The organism is Halorussus salilacus, assembly GCF_024138125.1.
Lineage (GTDB): Archaea > Halobacteriota > Halobacteria > Halobacteriales > Haladaptataceae > Halorussus > Halorussus salilacus.
In genome coordinates, this window is the sequence record NZ_CP099993.1 from 355,996 (window position 1) to 381,727 (window position 25,732).

A 25,732-nucleotide genomic window follows, 5' to 3' on the forward strand; every position below is an offset into this window, starting at 1 on the left:
TGCGTGAGGGCTCCGTAGGGCGGTTCGGTTCCCGGCGCGAAGGCGTCGGCGCGTAGTGTCCCTATCGACGCTTTGAAACGGCCGCTGGGGGTAGAGAGAGGTAATGACGCTCCATGTGACGAACACCCTCTCGGGCGAGCGCGAGGCGTTCGAACCGCAGGACCCCGATTCGGTGCTCCTCTACTACTGCGGGCTGACGGTGTCGGACTACGCCCACCTCGGCCACGCCCGGTCGTGGGTCCACGTCGACGTGATGGCCCGCTGGCTCGAACACCTCGGCTACGACGTGCGACACGTCGAGAACTTCACCGACGTGAACGAGAAGATCGTCGCTCGGACGGGCGAGGACGACCTCGGCGACACCGAGAGCGAGGTCGCTCGCACCTTCATCGGCGAGGTAATCGAGGACATGCGGTCGCTCAACCTCGCGCGCGCGGAGGTCTACCCCCGCGTGAGCGAGCACGTCCCCGAAATCGTCGACCTCGTCGAGACCCTCGTCGAGAAGGGCTACGCCTACGAGTCGAACGGGTCGGTCTACTTCGACGTGACCGAGTTCGAGGAGTACGGCAAGCTCTCGAACCAGAACGTCGAGGAGATGGAGGCCCAAGGCGAGGAGAGCGAGCGCGCGGAGAAGCGCCACCCCGCCGACTTCGCGCTCTGGAAGGCCGGGGAGGCCCACCCCGACGACGCGCCGCCCGGCGGTCAGACGTGGGACTCGCCGTGGGGCGAGGGCCGTCCCGGCTGGCACATCGAGTGCTCGGCGATGAGCATGACCCACCTCGGCGAGACGCTCGACGTCCACGTCGGCGGCCAAGACCTCGTGTTCCCCCACCACGAGAACGAGATCGCCCAGAGCGAGGCCGCCACGGGCCAGCGGTTCGCGAAGTACTGGCTCCACGTCAGCCTGCTGGAGACCGGCGGCGAGAAGATGTCTTCGAGCCTCCAGAACTACTTCACGGTCCGGAACGCGGTCTCGGAGTTCGGCCCGAACGCCGTCCGGATGTTCCTGCTGTCGACCTCGTACAACAACCGCCAGACCTACAGCGAGGCGACCATCGACGAGGCGGTCGAGCGCTGGGAGCGACTCGAACGCGGTTACGACCGCGCGGTCGAGACCGTCGACGGCGTCGACGCCCGGACCAAGGTCGAGGACGCCGACCTCCGGGCGGCGGTCGCCGAGACGCGCGAGGCGTTCGCCGAGGCGATGGACGACGACTTCAACACCCGCGAGGCCATCACCGCCCTGCTCGAACTCGTCTCGGCGGTCAACAGGCACGTCGACGACCGCGAGGAGTACGACTACCGGGGGCTCAGGGACGCGGTCGAGGCGTTCGAGGACCTCGGCGAGTGCGTCCTCGGGTTCGCGCTCGCGGGCGACGCCGAGGGCGAGGTCCGCCTGCTCGACGAACTGGTCGAGCTCGTGCTCGACGTGCGCGAACGCGAGCGCGAGGCCGGAAACTACGACCGGGCTGACGACCTGCGCGACGACCTCGCGGCGCTCGGCATCGAGGTTCAGGACACCGACGAGGGCGCGACCTTCCGCGTCGAGTAGCCCCTCCGACGCGGTCGCTCGGGGCGTCCGGCCCGCTCGTTCCCGGTCGCGGGATTGATTAGGCCCCCCCGAGAATCGGGGTGCACATGGCACGCAACGTAGCTGCTGGCGTCGTCCTCGCCGCGCTGGTCGTCCTCGGCGGATGCACCGGCGTCCTCTCGGGGCCGGTCACGTTCTCGGCGTCCGAGGCGACCGTGAGCGACGAGGCGCTCGAATCGACGGGGTACGAACACAACCGGACCGACAACGTGACCGTCGAGCGGGAGTTCTCGGCGGCCGGACAGACCAAGGAGGTCGAGGTCAAAAATCGCGTCTCCGAGTACCACGAGTCGGTCGGTATCGACGGGCTGGCCGAACAGCCCGTCGCGGTGTTCACCACCTTCGCCAGCCCCAAGGTCGAGGTGCTCGGCAAGTCGTTCAACCCCCTCGGCGAGTACGACAACCGCGAACTCGCCCAGCAGTTCACCGACCAACTCGACGACGTGGGCGACCTCCGAGAGGTGAGTAGCCGGAAGCTCACGATGCTCGGAACCGAGACGGAGGTGACCAAGTTCGAGGCGACCGTGACCACCGCGGGCGGCCTCCAGTTCGACGCCTACGTCCACGTCACGAAGGTCGAGCACGGCGACGACCACGTCGCCGCGGTCGGCGCCTACCCCCAGAAGCTACCCGGCCAGCAGGAGAAGGTCAACGAACTCATCCGCGGCGTCGAACACGACGAGTAGCGCCAAACGCTTTTCTCCCCCGCGTCGGAGATACTGGTATGAACGGCGCGCTCGCCGCCGGAACGGCGCTCACGGCGGTCGGCCTGCTCGGGTACGTCGTCGGCGTCGCCGCGGCGTATCCCGGCCGGGCGTTCTCGGTGACGGCGGTGCTGGTCGGAGTGACGCTCTTCGCCATCGGCATCGCGGGGGAGGACCGACCGTGACGATCCGCTCCGTCGTGTACACGACCGAGGGCGCGACCGTCCACACCGACCTCGAAACCGCCCGCGACGCGCCCGGGACGACGTGGGTCCGGGCGTCCGGCGCGTCGCCCCGGGAACTCGACCGGGTCGCCGAGACGTTCGGAATCCACTCGCTGTCGGTCGAGGACGTGCGCAACACCGTCCGGCCGAAGACCGAGGAGTTCGACGACCACGCGTTCGTCCTGCTCAAGACCGCGACCCTCCGCCGGGGCGAGACCACCTTCCGGGAGGAGATCGGGACCGAATCGCTCGGCCTGTTCGTCGGCGAGGACTGGCTGGTGACCCTCTCGACCGAGGAGGTCGACGCGGTCGAGCGCGTCTGGGGCATGGTCGCCGCCGAGGAGGGGCGCATCCTCCGGCAGGGGCCCGACTTCGCCGCCTACCGCATCGCCGACGCCATCGTCGACGAGTACTTCGAGGTGCTGGACGCCATCGAGGACCAGATCGAGGCGGTCGAGGAGAACGTGACCACCGCGACCGACACCGAGACGCTGGAGACCATCAACAACGTCCGGCGGGAGCTCCTCTCGTTCCGCAAGCTGCTGTGGCCCTCGCGGGAGGCGGTGGGGTACCTCGCCCGCGGCGACCCCGAGCAGGTGCGCGAGCAGACCGAGAAGTACTATCGGGACGTGTACGACCACCTCGTCCAGTTGGTCGACCTGACGGAGACGTACCGCGACCTCGCCAGCGGCGCGCGCGACATCTACCTCAACACGCTGTCGCTTTCGACCAACGAGGTGATGAAGCGCCTGACCGTCGTGGCGACCATCGTCCTGCCGCTCACGTTCGTCGCTGGCGTCTACGGCATGAACTTCGAGGGAAGCGCGTACAACATGCCCGAACTCGGGTGGGCGTTCGGCTACCCCGCGGTGATGCTCGGAATGCTCGGGATGACGGTGATTCTGGTGCTGTACTTCCGGGAGTCGGAGTACGTCTGAGACCGGTTCCGGACCGCGCGGTCCGGAACCGGTCTCAGGGGTCACGACTCCGAGGGTTCAAGTAGGAGAAGGCGACCAGTCCTGCCCGGACGCTTCGCGCGGTCACGCGAGCGAAAGCGAGTGTGACCTCGGTGGGCGCAGATTTCCCACCGGCGTCTCGCCGGACGCAGGACGGCGAGGCTCGGAAGACACGGTTTGTCTTCCGGTGGTCACGGGCAGATAGCTGGCGTCTCGGCCAGCAGTGTCGAGCAGGCGGGGGTGTCGCCCGCGTCGCGGGCGACGCCCCCGCCCCTACCCCGTGACCGCCAGTCCGACTACCCCGAAAGGGCTGAGCCAATCCCCGACGAGCGACGACTGTCACTCGGTCTGAGCGGGCGCGACAGCACCGAGGACCAGCACCGTCTCGGTCGCGGCCGGGCGAGTGATGGGTCTGCAGAGTAGGACCAGCGGTGCGACTGCACGAACGGTCGAACGGCCTCGACCCGGAGAACGGGCGTGGTCCGGCGGTCGATACGCCAGAAGGTGTATCCGCTAGATCAGCAGTTGGATGTCGGCCTCGGCCATGTCCTGGACCGCGGTAGCCGCGCCGACGCCCGTGGTGACGCCGTCGTAGAAGTCGTCCTCGTCGTAGTCCATCAGCTCGATGGTCATCTGGCACGCCTGGAACTCCACGCCCATGTCGAGGGAGGTCTCGATGAGTTCCTCGATGGTCGCGGTGTCGTTGTCGGCGATCTTCTTCTCCATCATCGAGGTGGTCACTCGGTCCATCCCGGGGAGCGCCCCCACGGCGTTCGGTACCGGCATGTTGGGGTTGCCGACGGAGCTGAGCTTGAGGTTCTTCGAACGCTCCTCGTGGAGGATGTCGAGTCCCCAGAACGTGTGGAACACCGTCACCTCGTAGCCGAACGCGGCGGCGGTGCTCGCGAGGATGAGCGGCGGGTACGCCATGTCGAGCGTCCCCTTGGTCGCGATGATGCTCATCTTCTTCGTTCCGTCTTCGTCGTCGCTCGCGACCGCGGCCAGCTGTTCTTCCAGTTCCTCGACGCGGGCGGCGAGTTCTTCGCGCGACGGCGCGTCGGCGGACTCGTCGGACAACTCTTCGGCCGACGCGTCGGGTGCGTCCGTACTCATCGTCACTCCGTCTTCCGCACGTAGTGTTTGTAGACGTCGCCGTCCTCGACCTGGTCGAGGAGTTCGACGCCAGCGGTGCTGGACGCCCAGCCGTCGATGTCGCTCATGCTACCCGAGTCCGTCGCCAGCACTTCCAGTACCTCGCCCTCACCGAGGTCGTCGATAGCCGACTTCGTCTTGACGACCGGCATGGGACACGATGCGCCTTTCACGTCGAGCGTCTCCGTGATGTCGAATTCTGCACTCATGTTGAATCTGCCCCGTTGTTCTGTATTGGAGCTATCACACAATACCGTTTCCGCGGTTAAAAACGTGCCGGTTCTTGCACGATTCGAGAACAGCCGCGCGTCCGTTCGGGGTTCACCAAGGCACGGACGCTACCGTAAATAGTCTCTCGTGCACGCGTTCGGACCCCGAATCGGCGAACATATCCGAATCACGACCCTGCCGAACTGGTCTCGGGGCGAACACCGGTCCAACCTATATTGTGTGGTTATCGGATTACTATGCAAATCCTTTTGTGTGTCCGGCCGGTACGTTGGGATACACACGATGAACGCAGACGACTTCCCGACCCCCGACGCATCGGTCGAGACCATCGACCCGGAATCGCTCAAAGACCGCATCGACGCTGGCGAGGACGTCACGCTCCTCGACGCGCGCATGGAATCCGACTACGAGGAGTGGCGCATCGACGGCGAGAACGTCACGTCGATCAACGTCCCCTACTTCGAGTTCCTCGACGACGAGATCGACGACGAGGTACTCGACCGGATTCCCGACGACCGACCGGTGACCGTCCTCTGTGCGAAGGGCGGTGCCAGCGAGTACGTCGCTGGCACGCTCGCGGAGCGCGGCTACGACGTCGACCACCTCGAAGACGGCATGAACGGCTGGGCGAGCATCTACGAAGCGGTCGAAGTCGACCGCTACGACGGCGCGGGGACGCTCCTCCAGTACCAGCGCCCGTCCTCGGGCTGTCTCGGCTACCTCGTCTACGACGACGGGGAGGCCGCTATCATCGACCCGCTACGGGCGTTCACCGACCGCTACCTCGCCGACGCCGACGAACTGGGCGTCGAACTGAAGTACGCTATCGACACCCACATCCACGCCGACCACCTCTCGGGCGTCCGCGCGCTCGACGACGCGGGCGTCGAGGGCGTCATCCCCGAGGCGGCCGTCGACCGCGGCGTCACGTACGCCGACGAGATGACGCTCGCGGCCGACGGCGACACCTTCGCCGTCGGTGACGCCACCGTCGAAGCCGTCTACACCCCCGGTCACACGACCGGGATGACCTCGTACCTCGTCGACGACAGCCTGCTCGCGACCGGCGACGGCCTGTTCGTCGAGAGCGTCGCCCGGCCCGACCTCGAAGAGGGCGACGACGGCGCACCCGACGCCGCCAGGATGCTCTACGAGTCGCTTCAGGAGCGCGTCCTGACGCTCCCCGACGACACCCTCGTCGGCGGGGCCCACTTCAGCGACGCCGCCGAGTCCGCGAACGACGGCACCTACACGGCACCGATTGGCGAGCTCGTCGAGGAGATGGACGCGCTGACGATGGACGAAGACGAGTTCGTCGAACTCGTCCTCTCGGACATGCCCCCGCGGCCCGCCAACTACGAGGACATCATCGCGACCAACCTCGGGCAGAACGAGGTCGACGACGAGGAGGCGTTCACGCTCGAACTCGGACCGAACAACTGCGCCGCAAGCCAGGAATCCCTCGCGGGTGACTAACGACGCCAATGGTGACTGACCCCATACTGCTCCAGACGGCCGCCGAGCTGTTTCCCAACGGAATCAGTCGCTACGCCGTCGGCGGGCTACTCGTCGGCCTCGGGACCGTCCTGATCTACCTCGGGACCGGGATTCCCGCTGGCGCGAGTACCTTTCTGGAATCGACGCTGTCGTACGTCTCCGACCAGCCGCGGTTCCAGCAGTACGTGTCCTCGCGCGACTGGCGCGTCGTGTTCACGGCTGGCATCGTCTTGGGCGGAGCGGCGTTCGCTGCGACGTTCCAGTCTGGCCTAGTATCGAGCTCGCTCTACCAACCGGGAACCACCGGACAGCTGTACGAGGTCGCGGGCGTGACGCTCTGGACGACCGAGGTCCAGCCGTGGCGGTTGTTCCTGGGCGGCATCCTCGTCGGTATCGGCACCCGGGTCGGCAAGGGCTGTACGTCGGGCCACGGCGTCTGTGGCGTCGGTTCGGCGTCGAAGACGTCGCTCGTCGGCGTGCTGACGTTCCTGACCGTGGCAATCGGTACCGCGCAGGTCGTCGCCGCGCTGGGGGTGAGCCCATGAGCGACCGCCACCCCCTGTTCGTGCCGCTGATCTTCGTCGGCGGCCTGATATTCGGGTTCGGGCTCGGGTTCAGCCACATGGCGCGCCCGGAAGTCGTGCTGGACTTCCTCCAGTTCGAGGACCTCGGACTCCCGTTCGTCATGTTCGGTGCCGCAATCGTCTCCGGGGTCGCGTTCGCACTGCTCCCCCGCATCCGGGACGCCGCACCCCTCACAGGGAAGCCCTACGAGCGCCGGTTGAAGCCGTTCGACCGGAACGTCCTCGTCGGCGGCGCGATATTCGGCGTCGGCTGGGGCCTGTCCGGTATCTGTCCGGGTGCGGCGTACGCGAGCCTCGGGGTCGGTAACGTCACCATCCTCTGGGCGCTCGCCGGGATGTTCCTCGGCGCGTACCTCCAGGGCTGGTGGCGCAGTCGCACTCGGACTCGTGACACTGCGGCGACCGGCGCAGACTGAGTTCTCCGATTTCCATGGACCTCGCTCTCATCGCCCTCTTCGCCGGTGCAGGGCTCGCCAGCCTGTTCATGGCGTGGGTCATCGGTGCCGGGTCGAGCGGTGCCACCCCGTTCGCTCCCGCCGTCGGGGCGAACGCCATCGGGACGATGCGGGCCGCCCTTCTGGTCGGTCTCTTCGGGTTCGCCGGTGCCGTCACGCAGGGTGGCAACGTCTCGGAAGCCGTCGGGAGCGGTCTGGTCGGCGGTATGAGTATGCCCGTCGCTGGCGTCATCCTCGTGTTGGTGTTGGGTGCCGGACTGATGGCAGTCGGCATCATCACGGGGTACCCGATTGCGACCGCGTTCACAGTGACCGGAGCCGTCATCGGCGTCGGTCTCGCCCTCGGTGGCACGCCGGTCTGGCCGAAGTACCAGCAGATCGCCGCCGTCTGGGTGTTGACACCGTTCGTGGGTAGCGGGGTCGCGTACGCCATCGCGAGTATCCTCCCGCGACCCGACGTACCCGAACGGTACAGCGTCCCCGTCCTCGTCGGCCTCGTCGCGGCCGTCCTCGTGAACGTCGAGTTCGGTTTCCTCGGCGGGGCCAACTCCGCAGGGACTCTCCGAGAGGTCGGCCAGCAGGTACTGGCGGTCGACGGAGGTGCATCGGCGGTCGTCGTTACCGGCGGTGTAGCAGTGGCCGTCGCGACCGTCGTCTGGTGGGATATCGGCCGAGACCAGCACGGGGGGTTGCAACGCGTGTTGCTCGCGCTCGGTTCGCTCGTCGCGTTCTCCGCGGGCGGTAGTCAGGTCGGACTCGCGGTCGGGCCGCTGATTCCGCTCCTCGACGAGGTCGAGATGGTTTCGATGGTCGCCGTGCTCGTCGGTGGTGGCCTCGGGATGCTCGCGGGGTCGTGGACGGGTGCCCCGAGGATGATCAAGTCGCTGGCGCAGGACTACTCGTCGCTGGGACCGCGGCGCGCTATCTCGGCACTCGTCCCGTCGTTCCTGATCGCACAGCTGGCCGTCCTGTTAGGCGTCCCCGTGTCGTTCAACGAGGTCGTCGTTAGCGCCATCATCGGGAGCGGTGCGGCAGTGGGTGGACGGGATGCGGTCGACGCACGGAAGATCGGCGTGACGCTGGGAGCGTGGGTGGGTTCGTTCGCGCTCTCGTTCGGGCTCGCGTACGTCGCTACCGCTATGGCCCTGTAGTCTGTCGCGGAGGGAGTCTCGGTGTCCGTCGTTCGACCACACGAACCGACCTCGCCTTCGGGGCGAGTCGGCTCTCGCCGACGACTGTTTTCCGTCAGACCAACCGCTCGACGAGTCTGCTGGCTGTTCGAGATTCTCCCGTCGCTTTGTACTGGCCGGTCGGGCATGCGTACCGTCTTCGTACGAACCGTTCCGCCGACCGGCGTCAATACGGCTATGTTCCATTTCCGTCACTGGATGCGCGGCCCATGGAGGTGGCCGGGCCGTTTCCGGAGTCGGTCGGCCCTATATCTTATCCATAAGTTATCGATACTCCAGTCGAGGTTACGCGAATATAGTATTGTGTAGTAGACCCAAAACTGTTAAACGCACGAACCGGGTAGAGGGTATTGAGCAGAAATGTACCAACACCGAATTTCCGCGGTCGGAGATCAGAGGGAGAATCGATGGCAGGATTAGAAGTACCGACGTGGGATCCGGAGACGGCCTTGCTCATCGGCACGATACTACTCGAAGCAATCGTGCTGTACGTGGGCTACGGCGGTCTCGAACGGCTACTCGGACCCTACATCATGGAACTCCTAGTCGAGGGTGAACAGAATGCTCGATAAGCTATTCGACGGACTCGGGGTACTGGAGACGAGCCCGGAGATGCTGGTCCTGTTCGTCGGATTCGGTCTCGTCGTCGGCGTGCTGTTCGGGTTCTTCGGCATGGGTGGGTCGTTCCTCGTCACCCCCGCCCTGCTGATGTTAGACTACCCGGCACCCGTCGCGGTCGGTAGCGGGATGGCGTTCGTCTTCGGCACCGCAGTCATCGCGACCCTGAAACACCACGACCTCGGGCAGGTCGACTACAAACTCGGCGTAATCATGATCACCGGAACGACCATCGGAATCGAGGCCGGACGCGCCAGCGTCTACTATCTCGAATCGCTGGGACTGGCCGGTGGCATCATCAGTATCGCCTACGTCGTCCTGCTGGGCGGGGTCGGAGCGATGGTCACCCGTGACGCCCTGACGAGCGATGGTGACGGTGGTATCGACCACGAGGCGGCCGACAAGGACCTCAGCGAGTACGAGATTCCCGAGGTCGCGAAGACGATTCAACGGACGGTTCGGATTCCGCCGATGGTGACGCTTCGCGGCGATGTCCGCGTCTCCGCGTGGGTCATCACGGCCGTCGCCTTCGCGACCGGCCTCCTGTCGGGATTCCTCGGTGTCGGTGGCGGATTCATCCGGATGCCTGCGATGATATACGCCATCGGCGTCCCGGTCCCGGTCGCGGTCGGGACCGACCTCTTCGAGATCGTCTTCTCCGGTGGTCTGGGGAGTTACCTCTACGGTCAGGGAGGTGGCGTCGACCTCGGTATCGTCGCGCCGCTGTTGCTGGGGAGCGCGCTCGGCGCTCGCATCGGCTCTGCAGCGACCGCCGTCGTCGACGCCGACGACATCAAGATCTACTTCGGCGGGATGCTACTGGTCGGGGCCGCCGCTGTCGGCGTCGGTGAGGTCGGCTCCTACGTCGGCAACTCGACCCTCGAACTGCTCGGACTGGTGCTCGTCATCGGCGCGGCAGTCGTCGTCGCTATCGCCATCCTCTACACGACCGTTTCGTCGCTACGTGTGACGAATCGCCAGCAAGCGTCCACCGCCGACTGATTCGTTTTCGCTCGGTGTTCGAGAGTGAAAGTCCCGCCAGATGGAGTGGCCGACCGCCGGGCGACACCGACGTTCCGCTCTTCGACTACCGGCTTCCCCGCAGAATCGCTCTCCGGGTGACCCACTCCGGACCCGAGTTGTATCTCACAATATTGTGAAAATTGAGGAATACTTTTGGTCCTGTCGGTCGAACTGTTGAATATGAGCGATACGTTCGTGGTCGTCGGCGGGGACGCCGCAGGGATGAGCGCCGCGAGCAAGGCCAAGCGCGAGGACCCGCAACTAAACGTCGTCGTCTTCGAGAAGGGCGAGTGGGTGTCCTACGCCGCCTGCGGGATGCCCTACTACGTCAAAGGCGAGGTAGAGAGCCTCGACGACTTGGTCGCCGTGACGGCCGAGGAGTTCCGAGAGGAGCGCGACATCGACTTACGAACCGGCCACGAGGTCGTCGAAGTCGACCCGGAGGCCGAGACCGTCACCGTCGAGGGTGACGGCGATACGTTCGAACAGCCCTACGACCACCTCCTCGTTGCGACCGGGGCGACCGCCGTCGAACCGCCGTTCGACGGCCTCGACCTCGACGGCGTGTTCACCATCCACGACATGGACGAAGCCGGTGCCATCGAGGACTACGTGACCGAGCGCGCGCCCGACACCGCGGGCATCGTCGGCGGGGGATACGTCGGCATCGAGATGGCCGAAGCCCTGTCGGCACGGGGAGCCGAGGTCCACCTCTACGAGATGCTCCCTCACGTCCTCCAGCCGTTCGGTGACGCGGTCGCGGAGGTCGTCGAGGACCACCTGCGAGAGCAGGGCGTCCATCTGCACCTCGACACCGCGGTTTCGGGGTTCGACGGTGACGGGGCCGTCGAGCGCGTCGTCCTCGAAGACGGGGCTCGTCCCGCCGATATCGCGATAGTCGGCGTCGGCGTCGCGCCGAACACCGGCCTCGCCGAGGACGCTGGCATCGAAGTGGGCGAGACCGGAGCCATCGCGACCGACGAATTCGGCCGGACGAACGACGAGAACGTCTACGCCGCGGGCGACTGCGCGGAGGCCCGCCACGTCGTGACTGGCGAGCCCGACCACGTACCGCTGGCGCTGACCGCGAACCGCGCTGGCCGTGCAATCGGCCAGACCGTCGCTGGCGACCCGGAACCGGTCGGTGAGACCGCCGGGACGGCCATCGTCAAGGCGTTCGACCTCGGCGCTTCCCGCACAGGCATCGTCGACGAACGGCGGGCGCGAGAGGCTGGCTTCGACCCCGTCTCGGTCTCGATTTCGGCACCGTCGAGAGCCCACTACTACCCCGGCGGGGACGAACTGACCGTCACGCTGCTGGCTGACCGGGAGTCCGGCCGACTGCTCGGCGGAACGGTCGTCGGTCGCGAGGGCGCAAAGCGAATCGACACGATTGCGATGGCGCTGACGGCGGGCATGACGGTGACCGAACTGCGGAACGCAGACCTGGCCTACGCGCCGCCGTTCAGCCCCGTCTGGGACCCGGTCCTCACGGCGGCGAAAGTCCTCGGCGGCAAACTCGACTGACCATGCGCGACGGTACCCCGGCCGCGCACGTCCGAGCGAACCGCGAGGAGTTGGTCGAACTCGCCCTCGAACTGCTCGCGGTCGACACGTCGAACCCACCCGGCGATACCCGACATATCGTCGACGCAATCGAGGATTTCCTCGACGCGCTACCGGTCGACGTCGAGCGATTCGCGGCCGACTCGGCGAAGCCGAACCTCCTCGTTCGGGTCCCCGGAGCCTCGGACCGCACGCTGTTGTACAACGGACATCTCGATACCGTACCGTTCGACGCCGATGCGTGGACGCACGACCCGCTTGGCGAACGCGTCGGCGAGCGTCTCTACGGTCGCGGGGCGACCGACATGAAAGGCAGCGTCGCGTCGATGCTGTTCGCGATTCGGGCGTTTACAGCGACCGATACCGAGCCGCCGGTCGACCTCCTGTTCGCTCTGGTGAGCGACGAGGAGGTCGGCGGGGACGCCGGTCTGCCCGCGCTGTTGGAGGGCGACCGTCTCGATGCAGACGCTTGCGTGATCGGCGAACCGACCTGCGAGACCGGGCGACACTCCGTGACCGTCGCCGACCGCGGCAGTATCTGGTTGACACTCGAGGCGAGCGGTGAGGGGGCTCACGGCTCACGGCCATCGCTCGGCGTCAACGCGATCGACCGACTCTACGACGCCGTCGAGACCCTTCGAGGTCGCTTCGGCTCTCGGGAACTCGACCTCGATACCGACGTGGAAGCCATCGTAGACGAATCGGTCGAGTACTACACCCCGTTGCTGGGCGAGGACGCGGCTCGCGATCTGTTCGCGTCTCCTTCGATCAATCTCGGCGTCTTCGAAGGCGGTGACGCGATAAACAGCGTCCCCGAATCGGCCCGTGCCCAGATCGACATCCGACTGACTGCGGGCGTCCAGACGCCCGAAATGCTCTCGGAGGTCCGGTCCTGCGTCGCCGACTGCGAGGGCGTCACCATCGCCGACGTGTCTCGGAGCATCGGGACCGCCGAGTCGCTCGACAGCCCTATCGTCCGAGCGGTCGCGTCGACGGCGGAGAGCGTCACGGGAGAGCGCGTGTTCCGCCGAAGCGCCACGGGCGGCGGCGACGCCAAGGCGCTCCGGAACGCGGGCATTCCGACCGTCGAGTTCGCGCTCGGGACCGACACCGTCCACGCTCCCGACGAGTACGTCCCGGTCGACGCGCTCGTCGACAACGCAGTCATCTACACGCGGATTCCGACTGCGTGGGCGTTCCAGACGGGGCGGTCGTCGTCCACCGATGATCGGACCGAGCGGTCGTAGTCCGCCGATGGACAGACCGAGCGGTAGCAGTCCACCGATACGGTGGGTTGGACGGCCCGACTGATTCGGCGTCGGCCGGTCGTCGAATAAGACTTAGGTACTCGCGGTGTGTAATCGTGGGCATGAAGAGCAATATCGGTGCGACGGACCGAGCGACCCGAATCGCTGTCGGCGTCGCGATGGCCGCCGTCGGAGTGGCGACGCTCGTCGGCCTACTGGGACTCGGGACGACGGTCGGCACGGTCGCGACGCTGTTGGGCGTCCTCCTCGCCCTGACGGGGGTCGTCCGGGTCTGTCTCCTGTACCGACTGCTGGGTATCGATACGTCGGGTACCAGATAGGATAGAATGGTTCCAGACCATCGACCACTCCGGCGAGTCGGTCGCCGAGACCGACCGTGACAGCGGCTACGTTGCGCGACCGGCCGTCGAATCGACGAGCAAGAGCGGTGTCGGGGGTCGACTCCGACGAGACACGCGACGAACTCGGTTCCATTACGTCCTCGGGTTCGACTGGTCGGTCCGAGTCCTCCCTGCGGGTCGGCGACCGCCACACTCACTTGCCGACTCCACGACCTGCTTTTTCAGTATCTTGGAATAGACGCACAATACTAATACGGTCCGCTTCCAACTACCACCCGTGAGAGACCTATGACCGACATCGAACCCGACGAAACCGTCGACGCTCGAGGCGCGGCCTGCCCCGGTCCGCTGATGGACCTCATCGGAAAGACCCGGAGCGCCGAGTCCGGCGACGTGATTCGGCTCCTGAGCGACAGCGAACAATCGCTGACCGACGTTCCGGAGTGGGTCGAGGAAGCTGGCAACGAACTGCTCGCCGTCGAAGAGCCAGACGACCACTACGAGTTCTACGTGGAGAAAGCATGACCGAACACGTCGTCATCGTCGGTGGCGGGACCGGTGGGGCCGTCCTCGCGAACGACCTCGCCGAACGACTCGAACCCGAACTCGACGCCGCCGAGGTCCGCATCACGCTGGTCAACGACGACCCCGATCACGTCTACAAGCCGGTCTGGCTGTACGTGCCGTTCGGCCAGCGCGAACCCGAAGACGGTCGACGGCCTCTCGGCGACCTCGTCGACGACGCCGTCGATCTCCGAATCGACCGCGTGACCGACATCGACACCGAATCCAAGCGGCTTCGGTTCCGCGGTAACACCCCGTCGGTCGGCTACGACTACCTCGTGTTGGCGACCGGGTCGACGCTCGAACCCGAACGGATTCCCGGTCTCGCGGAAGGTGGGTACGACTACTACAGCGAGTCGGGCGCGACCGACCTCCGCGACGAGCTTCTGGAGTTCACCGAGGGCGACCTCGTGTTGAGCGTCATCGGGACGCCACACATGTGTCCGGCGGCACCACTCGAGTTCGTCTTCATGGCCGACGACTGGTTCCGCGAGCGCGGCCTCCGCGACGAGGTCGAGGTCACCTACACGTATCCGATCCAGCGAGTCCACGGCAACCCCCACATCGCCGAGTGGGCCCGACCCATCATGGAGGAACGCGACATCGAGGTCGAGACGTTCTTCAACGCCGAGGAGGTCGACCCCGAGGCGCAGACGATCACTTCGATGGAGGGAACCGAGCTCGGTTACGACCTCCTCGTGACGATTCCGCCCCACGGCGGCATCGACTTGATCGAGGAAGTGGGACTCGGCGACGACGGATGGGTGAACGTCGACAAGCACACCCTCGAAGCCGAGGCGGCCGAGAATGTCTACGCAATCGGCGATACCGCCGACACGGGCGTTCCCAACGCGGGTAGCGTCGCCCACTATCAGGCCAGCGTCGTCGGCCAGCGACTCGCCAGCGAGATTCGCGGTCGACCGGCGACGGCGACCTACGACGGGAAGACGCTGTGTTTCATCGAGACGGGGATGGACTCGGCGTCGTTCGTCGAGTTCGACTTCGAGAGCCCGCCGTCACCGGCGCCCCCCTCCGAGAAGCTCCACTGGTCGAAGCTGGCGTACAACGAAGCGTACTGGCTCACCGCACGGGGGCTACTCTGACCATGGCCGACGGAGCCGAACCCGACCGGTCCGACCTCGAAGCGGCAATCGAGCAGAACCCCGAGGCCGTCGCCGAGTTCGTAGACCGCCTCGACGCCGTCAACGAACTGCTCGACGTACTCTCGCTGGGCGAGAGCGCGCTCACCGACGAGATGGTCCGTGACCTCTCGGCCACGGGGTCGACGCTCGCCGAATCCGCAGACGGGCTCGCGACCGACGAGACGGTCGCGCTGGCCGGGACCGTCGGCCAGAACGCCGACGAACTGGAGGACGCGCTCGAAACGCTGCTCGTCCTCCAGAGAACCGGCACGCTCGACGAGCTGGCAGAGCTCGCGGGAGTCGGGTCGCTGGCGACCGCCGCGCTCGACGACGAGATGGTCGCCTCGCTGGCCAGCACCGGCGCGTCGCTCGGCGAAGTCGCACAGACGGCCGCAGACGACGACACCCGCGACGGTATCGAGACGTTGCTGGAAGGCGTCGGCGAAGCCCAGCGCGGCCCGCCCGAACAGGTCGGCCCCGTCGGGTTGGTTCGCGGGCTTCGTGACCCGGAGGTCCAGTACGGGCTGGGCTTCCTGCTGGCACTCGCAGGGGCGATTGGCCGTGAGCGCGCCTCCGGGGATTCACGGTAGCCGACATCCGGTCGCTCGCGTTCGCCCCTCGCGAGCGAGGGGCGAACGCGAGTTCGTTTCGCCCGGGACGTGTAACATCACTTTGAGAAGGATTGTCGTCTCGTGCCGTCGTAGATGAGTCGATGCGCGCCCTCCCAGTTCGGTCCCGGTCGCTCGTTCTCTCGGCGGTCGCCGTCGTCGTCCTCGCGAGTCTCGCGGGGTGTCTCGGGGGAATCGCCGAGCAGACCGAGACGACAGCGGGGACGGGGACCGAGACGACAGCGGCGGTCGAGGCGGTCGGCGGCCCGCCGCCGACCGCCAACGCGACCGACGGGACCCTCTCGGTCCACTTCATCAACGTCGGGCAGGGAACGAGCGTGCTCGTGGTCGGCCCGACCGGCGAGACCCTGCTGTACGACACGGGCAACTGGAACGACGACGGCGAGCACGTCCTCGAGTACCTCCGCGAGCGCGGCGTCGAGCGAATCGACGGCCTCGTCACCTCCCACGCCGACGCCGACCACATCGGCGGCCACGCCGCGGTCATCGAGTACTACGAGACCGAGGCCGACGGCGTCGGCGCGGTGTACGACCCCGGCGTCGCGGCCGCCACGGCGACCTACGACCGGTACCTCGACGCGGTCGAGACCCACGACGTGACCCTCTACCGGACGCAGGCTGGCGACGAGATTCCGATGGCGGGGGCCGACATCGACGTGCTCGCCCCGCCCGAGGGCGGATTCTCCGGCGAGGACCGCAACGAGAACAGCGTCGCCCTCCGGGTCGCACACGGGAACGCCAGCGTCCTGCTGACCGGCGACGCCGAGCGGACCGGCGAGCGCTACCTCCGGGAGACGTACGGGTCGGGACTGAACGCCTCGGTGCTCGCGGCGGGCCACCACGGGAGCAACACCAGCACCGGGCCGGGCCTGCTCGACGCGAGCGATCCCCGGGCGGTCGTCGTGCAGAGCGCCTACGACTCCCGGTACGGTCACCCACACGACGAACTCCTCGCGCGCCTCGCCGACCGCGGGGTCCCGACCTACTGGACCGGGGTCCACGGCACGGTCGCGTTCGAGACCGACGGCGAGCGGTTCGCGGTCGCCACCCAGCGCGAGGCCCCGACCCGGCCGCTCGACCTCCGGGACGCGCCGGGCGTAGAACCCGGCGCGGGCGGCCCGCTCGAACTCCGGGCGCGGTTCCCGGTCGGGGGCGGGGACCGCCCGCGAGCCGCGCCCGACGGCGGCGAGCCGACGGAATCGCGGGACTCGACCGACCTCCGAGTCGCCGAGGTCCACGCCGACGCGGCGGGGGACGACTGGGAGAACCTCGACGACGAGTACGTCGTCTTCCGGAACGGGGGCGACCGGACGCTCGACCTCTCGGGGTGGACCGTCGCCGACGAGGCGGGCCATGCCTACGCGTTCCCGGAGGGGACCGCCCTCGCCCCCGGCGAGGCCCTGACGCTCCACACCGGTGAGGGGCGAGACGGCGAGGGCCGCCTCTACTGGGGCTCGGACGCCCCGGTCTGGAACAACGACGGCGACACCGTTTTCGTCCGGACCGACGAAGGCGAACTCGTCGCGGAGGAGAGCTATGGTTCCTGACGGACGCTACACCGCGGTCGTCGACCGCTTCGAGACCGGACGCCCGGGGGGTCGGGGGGACGGAGAGCGCGCCGTCCTGCTCGTCGAAGACGACGAGGACCTCGCGGGCGAACTCGCGGTCCGACCGGGCCGACTGCCCGCCGAGGCCCGCGAGCAGGACGCCGTCCTCCGGGTGACGGTCCGGAACGGCATCCTCGTCTCGGCACGCCGCGACCCCGACGAGACCGAGCGACGGAGCGAGGAGGCACAGTCGCGGTTCGACCGACTGGCCGAGCGCCCGGACGATTCGGGGTCCGAGCGAACTGGGTGACGTCTTCCACGAGATATCGCCCGGTGACGCAGACCACGGGGTGGGAATGAAAGGGGCCGCCCGCTCGCGCTTGCTTGGTCGTCTCGGCGACCCCTATCCGAGCGAGCGAAGCGAGCGAGGATATGTCGCCGAGCGGCCTCCTCGTGAGCGGAGCGAACGAGGGCTCGGCAGAGCTCCGCTCTGCAGGTGGCGAGCGGGCGGGGGCTTTCTGGGTGTTCGTCGTTCCGTCTCGTGAGACGGTTCGTAGCGAGCGGGCGGGGGCATTCGAGGCCCACGTATCCACATCTGCTCTCGCATTCATACGTGACTTCCGTCTCCTACTCCGCGACCCCGTTTGCGCGAATTTAAGTGCGGCCGGGAGAATCTCCTGATATGCCTGAACGAGTACTTCAATCACCTTCGTTCGACGCCGACGAGCGGACCCTCTACGTCGGCCGGGACCGCCCGATTCGAATCAGCGCGGGCCACCGAATCCTCCACCACGACGGCAAGTGTAGTCGCCCGCACGGACACAACTACGAGATATCGGTGAAGGTCGTCGGCGACCTCCGCGAGGAAGGGTGGGTCGTCGACAAGGGCGATATTACGTCGATACTCTCCGAGTGGGACCACAGGTTCCTGCTGGAGTCCCGCGACCCCCTCGTCGAGGCCTTCGAGGAGACCGGCGACGGCGACGCGCTGGTGGTGCTGGACGCCCCGCCGACCGCGGAGGTGATGAGCGCGGTGCTGGAGGCCCGCCTCGAATCGGAACTGCCCGAGACGGTCTCGGAGGTCGCGGTGCAGGTCAGCGAGACCGCAGAGCTCTGTGGCGGCGCGGAGTTCTGACCATGCCGGTGACCAGCGACGTGGGTGACGACGAGAGCGGGCGCGGCGGCGAGCGGAGCGAGACGACCGCGGCGTCCGACGACGCGCTCCCGATAAACGAACTCTTCGAGTCCCTGCAGGGCGAGGGCCGACTCGCTGGCGTGCCGAGCGTCTTCGTCCGGACCTCGGGATGTAACCTCCGGTGTTGGTTCTGTGACTCCTATCACACCTCGTGGGAGCCGACCCACGCGACGATGAGCGTCGAGGAGATACTCGGGGAGGTCGAGTCGTTCGGGGCCGACCACGTAGTCGTCACGGGCGGCGAACCCATGATCCACGACGCGGTCGAGACCCTGCTCGACGAACTCGACGCGCGGGGGTACCACACCACCGTCGAGACCAACGGCACCGTCTTCCGGGACGCTCCCATCGACCTCGCGAGCGTCAGCCCGAAGCTCGCGTCCAGCTCGCCGACGCCCGAGCGCGACCCGAAGGGCGAGGGCGAGTGGGAAGCGCGCCACGAGGAGCGCCGCGTCGACCTCGATTCGCTCGCCGCGCTGGTCGAGTCCTACGACTTCCAGCTCAAGTTCGTCGTCTCCGACCGCGGAGATATGGACGAGGTCACCGACCTCGTCGAGCGGATTCGCGGGACTGCCGACGTTCCGGTCCCCGACGAGAACGTCCTCCTGATGCCCGAGGGCGCGACTCGCGAGCGTCTGGCCGAGACCCGCCCCGTGACCGCGGAACTCGCCCGCGAGTTCGGCTTCCGGTACACCCCCCGGCTCCACGTCACCCTCTGGAACGACGCACCGGGGACGTAGGCGAGCGCAGGTCGCGGTTCGTGACGGCTTCCGCGGGCCGACTCGCTCGCCGTTCAGGCGAGCGAGTCGAGGCGGTCGGTGTAGAACGCGACCTGATAAACCACGCCGAACGCCGAGACGAGCGTCGTGACGACCACCGTCAGGACCGCCGCGGCCGCGACGACCCCGAGACCGACCTCGGGTACCGCCGCGCCGGTCGTGGTCGTGTCCCCGTACGTCCCCCCGAGCAGCGAGGCGACGACGCCCGCGACGCCCGCCGCGCTACCGGCGAGTCCGGCAATCGCGCTGTAGCCGAGCGTGGACGCGAGGTTCCGACGGACGAGGCCCGCGCTCCGCTGGAAGGACTCGACCACGCCGAGGTCCGACACGACGATTGCCGGGGCGTAGAACTGGAGGAAGAACGGCGGAATCATCAGGACGAGCAAGCCGACCAGTGCGAGCAACGCCATCGTGATGACGCTCGCGTTCGCCGCCGCGAGCGAACTCCCCGCCCCGGTCGCGTTCACGCCGACCACGAAGATGCCGACAACCGCGAGACCCAGCATAACCACGAACGCGAGGATTCCGAACACGACGCCGAACAGCAACATCGACGCCAGCAGGCGGAGGTAGTTCGACTTCCCGCCTGCCGCGAACGCGCCGAGTCCGCCGACGCCGTCGAGTCCCTCCTCGGCCATCGCGAGCATGCCGCCGACGAAGAACGGCAGGACGAGGTACGTGATTCCGGTCAGCGGGAGCGACACGAGACCGGCCATCGGTTCGGGGAACGTCGCCGGAACCGCCGCGAGACCGAGGTTCGCCGCCGAGGCGAGGAGGGCCACGCCGAGGAGTGCGCGACTCCTGGCCAGAACGCCGACCGCGGTCGAGAACGACGAGATTGCACCCATGGCGGACACATCAGACGGATTTATTTTATTCCTGTCGATGTCCCCGCTCGCGCCGGACCGCACGACTCATGGGCCTGCTCGATTACCCTTCGCACATGAGTGACGCCACCGACGAGCGCGCGGTCGTCCTCGCCTCCGGCGGGATGGACAGCGCCACCGCCGCCTACGAGGCGAAGGCGCAGGGCTACGACCTCTACCTCCTCCACACCTCTTACGGACAGGAGACCGAGGACAAGGAACGCGAGTGCGCCCGCCGACTCGCCGACGAGACCGACGCCGCCGACTTCCTCCACGTCGAGACCGGCCACCTCGCCCGCATCGGGGGGTCGAGCCTGACCGACGACGAGATGGACGTGGCCGACGCCGACCTCGACGCCGATGAGGTCCCCACGTCCTACGTCCCGTTCCGGAACGCCAACCTCCTCGCGATGGCGGTCTCCTACGCCGAGGCCAACGACTGCTCGGCGGTCTTCATCGGCGCGCACACCGAGGACTTCTCGGGCTACCCCGACTGCAGGCCCGCGTTCTTCGAGGCGTTCCAGCGGGTCGTCGACACCGGCACGAGAGACGACACCGACATCGAGATTCGTGCCCCCTTCGCCGACCTGTCGAAGACCGACATCGCCGCGCGCGGCCTCGAACTCAGCGTCCCCTACGAGCACACTTGGAGTTGCTACCGCGCGGAGGCCCCGGCCTGCGGCACCTGCGACGCCTGTGCGTTCCGGCTTCAGGCGTTCCAGAACCTCGGCGAGCGCGACCCCATCGACTACGAGGAGCGCCCGGAATACGCGGAATCAGAGTAATCGGTCGGCGAACAGTAACCAACCGTCGGCATAAACGCCGCGAACCGCCAGAAAGCCCCCGCCCGCTCGCTACGAACTGCGACTTTCAAAACCGAGAACGCCCAGAAAGCCCCCGCCCGCTCGCTACGAAAAACAGAATCCGTGAACGAGCCCGCCCAGAAAGCCCCCGCCCGCTCGCCACCGGAAGACAAACGCCGTCTTCCGAGCCCTCGTTCGCTCCGCTCACGAGGAGGCCGCTCAGCGACATATCCTCGCTCGCTTCGCTCGCTCGGATAGGGGTCGCTGAGACGACCACGTAAACGCCGGGAGACAAACCGCGTCTCCCGAGGTCACACTCGCTTCCCTCGCGTGACCGCGAGCGGGCGGCCCCTTTCATTCCCACCCCGGTGGAATGTGTCACCGGCCGATTCCCGGTGGAATGTGTCACCGGCCGATTCCCGGTGGTTTGAGTCGCCGAGCTACGTCGACTTCGACCCCCGGAGTCGCGCGAGCAGGGTCGCCGCCAGCAGGGCGGCGACCGCCGCGCCGACGCCGAATCCGGGCACGCCGGGCGTGTCGATGTCGCCGTCTCCGTCGCTGTCGCTCTCGCCGTTGCCGTCGCTCCCGCCCTCGACCTCCAGTTCGGCGCTCCTGTCGCCGACCGCGGGCTCGTAGCTCCCGGGGGCGTCGATGCGCTGGACGAAGGTGACCTCGGTCGTCTCGCCCGCGTCGAGTTCGACCGTCTCGGTGTCCAGTCGCTCGCCGAACAGCGTCAGGCCGACCTCGCGCTCGCCCGCCGCAGTGCCGGAGTTCTCGACGGTCGCGGTGATCTCGACCTGCTGGCCCTCCTCGATGGTCGAGTCGCTCAGCGAGAGGTCGGCGACCCCGATGTCGGGTTCGGGGTCGGCGACCGTCACCGACCCGACGCGCTCGCCCCCGACTCCGACCTCGTGAGTGCCGGGGTCGAGCTGGCGCTCGAACTCGACCTCCGCGGTCTCCCCGCCCGGCACCTCGACGGTCTTCTCGTCGACGACCTCGCCGTCGACGGTGAGTTCGGTCGTGAACTCCCGGGCCTCCTCGGCCTCGTTCTCGACGGTCGCGGTGACCTCGACCGGGTCGGTGGCCCCGACCTCCTCCTCGGCGAGCGCGGCGTCGGTCAGTGTCGTGGTGTGGTCGGCCCCGACCGCCACGTCGGCCAGCGCCGAGGCGTTCGCTCGCACGAGGACCGTCCCGTCGCGCTCCTCGATTTCGGCGTCGACCTGCCGCCACTCGCCGTCGGTCCGCTCGAAGGCGGTCAGGTCGGCCGCCGCGAGTCCGGCGTCGTCGAGCCGGGAACGCTCGACCGCCGCCTCGTAGGTGACCGACGACACGTCGTCGGCGTCGATGTACCGGGAGTCGACCGCGAGCGACCCGAGCGCGACGTCGCTGGGGATGTCGGTCGCGTTCTCGTCGTCGCGGGCGGTCTCGACCGCGAAGTGGGGGTCGTCGTCAGCGAGGTCCACCCGCACCGAGTCGAACTCGACGCCGGTCTCGGCGGCGGCGTCGGTTTCGGGGAGGCTCAGGGCCACCGGTTCGTCGCTCCGGGCGTTCCGAACGTCCACGAGCGCGGCGTTCGCGCCGCGCTCTTCGGTGTCGGTGAGCACCGCCGGGGGTCCACCGCCGCCACCCCCACCGTCGCCAGAACTACTTCCCGAGTCGCTGCCCGAGTTCCCGTCGTCGCCCCGATGGGCCTTCTCCTCGGCCTCGACGGTCACGTTGACGGTCGCGGTATCGGTGTTGTCGCCGCCGTCGACGACGGTCACGCTCGCGTCGAAGGTGTCGACCTCCTCGTAGGCGTGGTCCACGCTGGCGTCCTCGGTTGTCTCGTCGGTCTCGCCGTCGCCGTCGAAGTCCCAGCGGTACGATTCGATCCCGGTCTCGTTGTCGGCGGAATCGCTCGCGTCGAAGGTGACCTCGTCGTCGACCGTCGTCTCGTTCTCGTCGACCGAGAGGCCCGCGGTCGGCGGCGTCGTGTCCGGCTCTTCGACCGTGACAGTCTCGGTGGTCCGGTTGGCGTGGCCGCCGCGGTCGGTGGCGGTGAGCGTCACGGTGTAGTTGCCCGCCTCCTCGTAGGTGTGGGTGGCCGCCTCGCCCTCGGCCGTGGTCCCGTCACCGAACTCCCACTCGTAGCCAGCCACCGCACCGTTGTCGTCGGCCGACCCCTCGACCTCCATCTCCTCGCCGAATCGGAGGGTCTCCGGGACCGACGCAGAGACGTTCGGCGGGCGGGCCTCGAACACCTCGACGGTGACGTTCGCGGTGTCGGTGTTGTCGTTGCCGTCGGTGACCGTCACGGTCGCGTCGTACGTCCCCGACTCGTCGTACGCGTGGGTGACCCGCTCGCCCTCGGCGGTCTCGCCGTCGTCGAACTCCCACTCGTAGCTCGATATCTCGCGGTTGTCGGTGGAGCCGCCCGCGTCGAAGGTCACGTTGGCGTCGGCTTCGACCTCGTCGCGGTCGGCGCTCGCGTCGGCTTCTGGCGGGGTGTCGTCCGGAGCCAGGACTTCGACGTCGGCTGTTTCGGTCGCGGAGTTGTTGCCCTCGTCGACGACTTCGAGCGTGACCTCGAAGGTGCCGTTGCCGTCGTAGGTGTGCGTAACCGTCTCACCCGTCGCGGTCTCGTCGTCGCCGAAGTCCCAGCGGTACTCCTCGATTCCGGTGTCGTCGGTGCTGTCGCTCGCGTCGAAGGAGACCTGCTCGCCCTCGACCGGGTCGTCAGGCGCGGTCACTTCGATTTCGGGCTCGGGCGGTTCGTCGGCCCCGACCTCGACGCTCGCGGTCGCGGTGTCGTTCTGGTCGCTCCCGTCGACCACCGTCACCGAGGCGTCGTAGGTCCCGGTCTCGTTGTAGACGTGGCCCGCGCTGGGGTCGCTCGTGGTCCGGTCGACCTCGCCGTCACCGTCGAAGTCCCACCGGTACTCCTCGATGCCCACGTCGTCGCTCGACCCGCCCGCGTCGAGGTCCACCCGGAAGCCCTCTGTCGGCGACTCGGTCGCCACGTCGAGCGCGGCGCTCGGCGGGTCGTCTGGTTCGACCGTGACGCTCGCGGTCGCGGTGTCGTTCTGGTCGCTCCCGTCGACCACCGTCACCGAGGCGTCGTAGGTCCCGGTCTCGTTGTAGACGTGACCGACCTCGGGTCCGTCGGTTGTCTCGTCGGTCTCGCCGTCGCCGTCGAAGTCCCAGCGGTACTCCTCGACGCCCACGTCGTCGCTCGACCCGCCCGCGTCGAGACTCACCCGGAACCCCTCGGTCGGCGACTCGGTCGCCACGTCGAGCGCGGCGCTGGGCGGGTCGTCGGGTTCGACCGTGACGTTGGTTGCCGCGGTGTCGGCGTTGTCGCCGCCGTCGACGACCGTCACCTCCGGCCGGTACTCGCCGGACTCCTCGTAGACGTGGCCGACGGTCGCAGTGTCGGTGGTCTGCTCGACCTCGCCGTCGCCGTCGAAGTCCCAGCGGTACTCCTCGATGCCGCGGTTGTCGCTCGACCCGCTGGCGTCGAGGGTGACCTCGTGGCCAGCGACGCCGCCGTCGGCCGCGAGCGCGGCCGACGGCGGCGTCTCGTCGGTGCAGTGGCCGGTCCGAATCGTGACGGGGCGGCTCATGTCGAGGCGCTCGGCGTCGGGGTTCCCGAGGTCGCCCGAGAGGAACCGCCACGCGTCCATGGTGCCCGTGCGGTCGAACTCCTCGTAGAGCGCGGCGTCCTCGTTGAAGCTCGGCGTGACGGTTATCTCGGTACCTTCGCTGTCGAGGCCGCGGAACGCACCGCCGTCGGTCCGGTCGTTCCGGAGCGTCCAGTCGATGCGGTCGCGCGAGTACTCGTCGTCCGGGTCGGAGTAATCGTCGTCGACGACGGCCCACTCGCCGCCGCTCGGCAGGCCCCCGAACTCGAAGGTGACGGCGTGACCGTCGCCCGAGCCGCCCCGTTCGTTGTGAACCATCACGAGGCTCACGCCGTCCGAGCCCTCGTAGAGGAACAGCCGACTCTCGTCGTCCTCGGTGAGGTGGTCGGGCATGTAGGAGCTGTAGGTGTACTCGTCGCTGTTCTCCGGGTTGCGGTAGTCGTAGAACTCTTCGGCGGTCTCGTCGCCCTGTAGCGGCGACACCTCGATACAGCGGTCGCCCTGCTCGACGACGAAGGAGTTCTCCGCCGCCGAGGCGGTCTGTATCGGGGGCGGCGCGACCGACGCGACCAGCAGGAGGGCGATGCCGACGTACGCGAGTTGAGTTCGTGTCTGAGTCATCTGTGGCGGTGTCGAAGTCGTTCGTAGCGGGGCCGGAACCGACGGGCGGCCGACGCACGGACGCTCCGAGCGTTCCGGCCTCCGGGGGCGTTCGCGGTCTAACGCCCGGGCCGTTCGCGAGGTGTCCGACCGTTCGGGAGCGCTCCGGGACGGTCCCGACCGCATCGGGCGGCGGCTTATCCCCGGATTTGCGGTGAATCGGCCTTTGTTATTGGTCGTCTGTCGCGGAGTAGCCCGCGCCAGACGCCCGATATCGGCGGGGCTTATCCCTCGATAGCCCGCGCCTACACTGGCGTCGGCGGCGGAGGACGGAGGTGCGAGAAAAGGAAAGTCCGAGATCGGCGCGGCGTCGTCGTCAGTTCAGGCGGCGGGCGAGCAACCCGGCGGCCGCGAGCGCGGTCAGCGCCGCACCGACGCCGAAGCCGGGCACGTCGGCACCCTCGTCGGTGCCCTCGGTCTCGGTCGTCTCGCGGTCCACCTCGGTCGTCGTCTCGGTCGTGGTCGTCTCGACGCCCTCGACCGCGGTCGGGGCTCGTCGTCGAACGCGTCGAATCGGCCTGTCGGCT

General features: G+C 67.8%; 26 protein-coding genes. 21 read left to right on the top strand and 5 right to left on the bottom strand.

Annotated features, from left to right (window positions below):
* Nucleotides 1-103: 103 nt before the first annotated feature.
* The 4 genes from cysS to corA all read left to right on the top strand — a co-directional run bounded on the left by cysS (nucleotide 104) and on the right by corA (nucleotide 3,457).
* Nucleotides 104-1,552: a cysteine--tRNA ligase gene (cysS, locus tag NGM10_RS01815; protein WP_253481184.1), complete on the top strand. Its 1,449-nt coding sequence runs from the start codon at nucleotides 104-106 to the stop codon at nucleotides 1,550-1,552.
* Between the two features lie 86 nt (nucleotides 1,553-1,638).
* Nucleotides 1,639-2,277 (top strand): DUF6517 family protein, encoded by a 639-nt coding sequence (locus NGM10_RS01820; protein WP_253481186.1) that lies wholly within the window; start codon nucleotides 1,639-1,641, stop codon nucleotides 2,275-2,277.
* A gap of 38 nt (nucleotides 2,278-2,315) precedes the next feature.
* Nucleotides 2,316-2,480 carry a hypothetical protein gene (locus NGM10_RS01825; RefSeq protein ID WP_253481187.1) on the top strand — a complete coding sequence of 55 codons (165 nt, stop codon included), beginning with the start codon at nucleotides 2,316-2,318 and terminating at the stop codon, nucleotides 2,478-2,480.
* On the top strand, nucleotides 2,477-3,457 hold the full coding sequence (gene corA, locus NGM10_RS01830) for a magnesium/cobalt transporter CorA (protein WP_368408641.1): 981 nt from the start codon (nucleotides 2,477-2,479) through the stop codon (nucleotides 3,455-3,457). The genes NGM10_RS01825 and corA overlap by 4 nt, the downstream gene beginning before the upstream one ends.
* A 531-nt stretch (nucleotides 3,458-3,988) precedes the next feature.
* Here the strand turns inward: corA and NGM10_RS01835 are convergent.
* The gene (locus NGM10_RS01835; RefSeq protein WP_253481189.1) at nucleotides 3,989-4,588 is read right to left on the bottom strand and encodes a DsrE/DsrF/DrsH-like family protein; all 600 of its coding nucleotides are present in this window, start codon (nucleotides 4,586-4,588) and stop codon (nucleotides 3,989-3,991) included.
* Between the two features lie 2 nt (nucleotides 4,589-4,590).
* Nucleotides 4,591-4,836 carry a sulfurtransferase TusA family protein gene (locus NGM10_RS01840; protein ID WP_253481191.1) on the bottom strand — a complete coding sequence of 82 codons (246 nt, stop codon included), beginning with the start codon at nucleotides 4,834-4,836 and terminating at the stop codon, nucleotides 4,591-4,593.
* Nucleotides 4,837-5,140: 304 nt separating this feature from the next.
* On the opposite strand from NGM10_RS01840, the gene NGM10_RS01845 reads away from it, so the two are divergent.
* The 16 genes from NGM10_RS01845 (at nucleotide 5,141) to NGM10_RS01920 (ending at nucleotide 19,217) form a co-directional block, all read left to right on the top strand.
* The gene (locus tag NGM10_RS01845) at nucleotides 5,141-6,334 is read left to right on the top strand and encodes an MBL fold metallo-hydrolase (RefSeq protein WP_253481193.1); all 1,194 of its coding nucleotides are present in this window, start codon (nucleotides 5,141-5,143) and stop codon (nucleotides 6,332-6,334) included.
* An 8-nt stretch (nucleotides 6,335-6,342) separates the two neighbouring features.
* The gene (locus NGM10_RS01850) at nucleotides 6,343-6,900 is read left to right on the top strand and encodes a YeeE/YedE family protein (RefSeq protein ID WP_253481194.1); all 558 of its coding nucleotides are present in this window, start codon (nucleotides 6,343-6,345) and stop codon (nucleotides 6,898-6,900) included.
* Nucleotides 6,897-7,355 carry a YeeE/YedE family protein gene (locus NGM10_RS01855; protein ID WP_253481195.1) on the top strand — a complete coding sequence of 153 codons (459 nt, stop codon included), beginning with the start codon at nucleotides 6,897-6,899 and terminating at the stop codon, nucleotides 7,353-7,355. Before NGM10_RS01850 ends, NGM10_RS01855 begins: the two co-directional genes overlap by 4 nt.
* 14 nt (nucleotides 7,356-7,369) lie before the next feature.
* Entirely contained in the window at nucleotides 7,370-8,545 is a 1,176-nt protein-coding gene (locus tag NGM10_RS01860) for an inorganic phosphate transporter (RefSeq protein WP_253481197.1), read from the top strand.
* A 446-nt stretch (nucleotides 8,546-8,991) separates the two neighbouring features.
* Nucleotides 8,992-9,156 carry a DUF7512 family protein gene (locus NGM10_RS01865; RefSeq protein WP_253481199.1) on the top strand — a complete coding sequence of 55 codons (165 nt, stop codon included), beginning with the start codon at nucleotides 8,992-8,994 and terminating at the stop codon, nucleotides 9,154-9,156.
* Complete coding sequence (locus NGM10_RS01870; protein WP_253481201.1) at nucleotides 9,146-10,204, top strand: sulfite exporter TauE/SafE family protein; 1,059 nt, start codon at nucleotides 9,146-9,148, stop codon at nucleotides 10,202-10,204. Before NGM10_RS01865 ends, NGM10_RS01870 begins: the two co-directional genes overlap by 11 nt.
* A gap of 201 nt (nucleotides 10,205-10,405) precedes the next feature.
* Nucleotides 10,406-11,752, top strand: a complete 1,347-nt coding sequence (locus NGM10_RS01875; RefSeq protein WP_253481203.1) for an FAD-dependent oxidoreductase — start codon at nucleotides 10,406-10,408, stop codon at nucleotides 11,750-11,752.
* Nucleotides 11,753-11,754: 2 nt separating this feature from the next.
* A complete protein-coding gene (locus NGM10_RS01880) occupies nucleotides 11,755-13,038 on the top strand; it encodes a M20 family metallopeptidase (RefSeq protein WP_253481205.1) in 1,284 nt (427 codons plus the stop codon).
* 122 nt (nucleotides 13,039-13,160) lie between these two features.
* On the top strand, nucleotides 13,161-13,379 hold the full coding sequence (locus NGM10_RS01885; protein WP_253481208.1) for a YgaP family membrane protein: 219 nt from the start codon (nucleotides 13,161-13,163) through the stop codon (nucleotides 13,377-13,379).
* A 309-nt stretch (nucleotides 13,380-13,688) separates the two neighbouring features.
* Nucleotides 13,689-13,925 (top strand): sulfurtransferase TusA family protein, encoded by a 237-nt coding sequence (locus NGM10_RS01890; RefSeq protein WP_253481210.1) that lies wholly within the window; start codon nucleotides 13,689-13,691, stop codon nucleotides 13,923-13,925.
* Nucleotides 13,922-15,067, top strand: a complete 1,146-nt coding sequence (locus NGM10_RS01895; protein ID WP_253481211.1) for an NAD(P)/FAD-dependent oxidoreductase — start codon at nucleotides 13,922-13,924, stop codon at nucleotides 15,065-15,067. Before NGM10_RS01890 ends, NGM10_RS01895 begins: the two co-directional genes overlap by 4 nt.
* A gap of 2 nt (nucleotides 15,068-15,069) precedes the next feature.
* Nucleotides 15,070-15,696 (top strand): helical membrane plugin domain-containing protein, encoded by a 627-nt coding sequence (locus tag NGM10_RS01900; protein ID WP_253481213.1) that lies wholly within the window; start codon nucleotides 15,070-15,072, stop codon nucleotides 15,694-15,696.
* A gap of 122 nt (nucleotides 15,697-15,818) precedes the next feature.
* On the top strand, nucleotides 15,819-17,282 hold the full coding sequence (locus NGM10_RS01905) for a lamin tail domain-containing protein (RefSeq protein WP_253481215.1): 1,464 nt from the start codon (nucleotides 15,819-15,821) through the stop codon (nucleotides 17,280-17,282).
* A complete protein-coding gene (locus NGM10_RS01910; protein ID WP_253481217.1) occupies nucleotides 17,272-17,592 on the top strand; it encodes a DUF3006 domain-containing protein in 321 nt (106 codons plus the stop codon). The genes NGM10_RS01905 and NGM10_RS01910 overlap by 11 nt, the downstream gene beginning before the upstream one ends.
* Before the next feature lie 372 nt (nucleotides 17,593-17,964).
* Complete coding sequence (locus NGM10_RS01915) at nucleotides 17,965-18,417, top strand: 6-pyruvoyl trahydropterin synthase family protein (RefSeq protein WP_253481219.1); 453 nt, start codon at nucleotides 17,965-17,967, stop codon at nucleotides 18,415-18,417.
* Nucleotides 18,418-18,419: 2 nt separating this feature from the next.
* Nucleotides 18,420-19,217, top strand: a complete 798-nt coding sequence (locus NGM10_RS01920) for a 7-carboxy-7-deazaguanine synthase QueE (protein WP_253481221.1) — start codon at nucleotides 18,420-18,422, stop codon at nucleotides 19,215-19,217.
* Nucleotides 19,218-19,270: 53 nt separating this feature from the next.
* Here the strand turns inward: NGM10_RS01920 and NGM10_RS01925 are convergent, their stop codons facing one another.
* Nucleotides 19,271-20,104 carry a DUF7847 domain-containing protein gene (locus tag NGM10_RS01925; RefSeq protein WP_253481223.1) on the bottom strand — a complete coding sequence of 278 codons (834 nt, stop codon included), beginning with the start codon at nucleotides 20,102-20,104 and terminating at the stop codon, nucleotides 19,271-19,273.
* A gap of 95 nt (nucleotides 20,105-20,199) precedes the next feature.
* On the opposite strand from NGM10_RS01925, the gene queC reads away from it, so the two are divergent.
* Nucleotides 20,200-20,907: a 7-cyano-7-deazaguanine synthase QueC gene (queC, locus tag NGM10_RS01930; RefSeq protein ID WP_253481226.1), complete on the top strand. Its 708-nt coding sequence runs from the start codon at nucleotides 20,200-20,202 to the stop codon at nucleotides 20,905-20,907.
* A gap of 458 nt (nucleotides 20,908-21,365) precedes the next feature.
* Here the strand turns inward: queC and NGM10_RS01935 are convergent, their stop codons facing one another.
* Nucleotides 21,366-25,166: a PKD domain-containing protein gene (locus NGM10_RS01935; RefSeq protein WP_253481228.1), complete on the bottom strand. Its 3,801-nt coding sequence runs from the start codon at nucleotides 25,164-25,166 to the stop codon at nucleotides 21,366-21,368.
* A 355-nt stretch (nucleotides 25,167-25,521) separates the two neighbouring features.
* The gene (locus tag NGM10_RS01940) at nucleotides 25,522-25,644 is read right to left on the bottom strand and encodes a PGF-CTERM sorting domain-containing protein (RefSeq protein ID WP_253481231.1); all 123 of its coding nucleotides are present in this window, start codon (nucleotides 25,642-25,644) and stop codon (nucleotides 25,522-25,524) included.
* Nucleotides 25,645-25,732 lie beyond the last annotated feature (88 nt).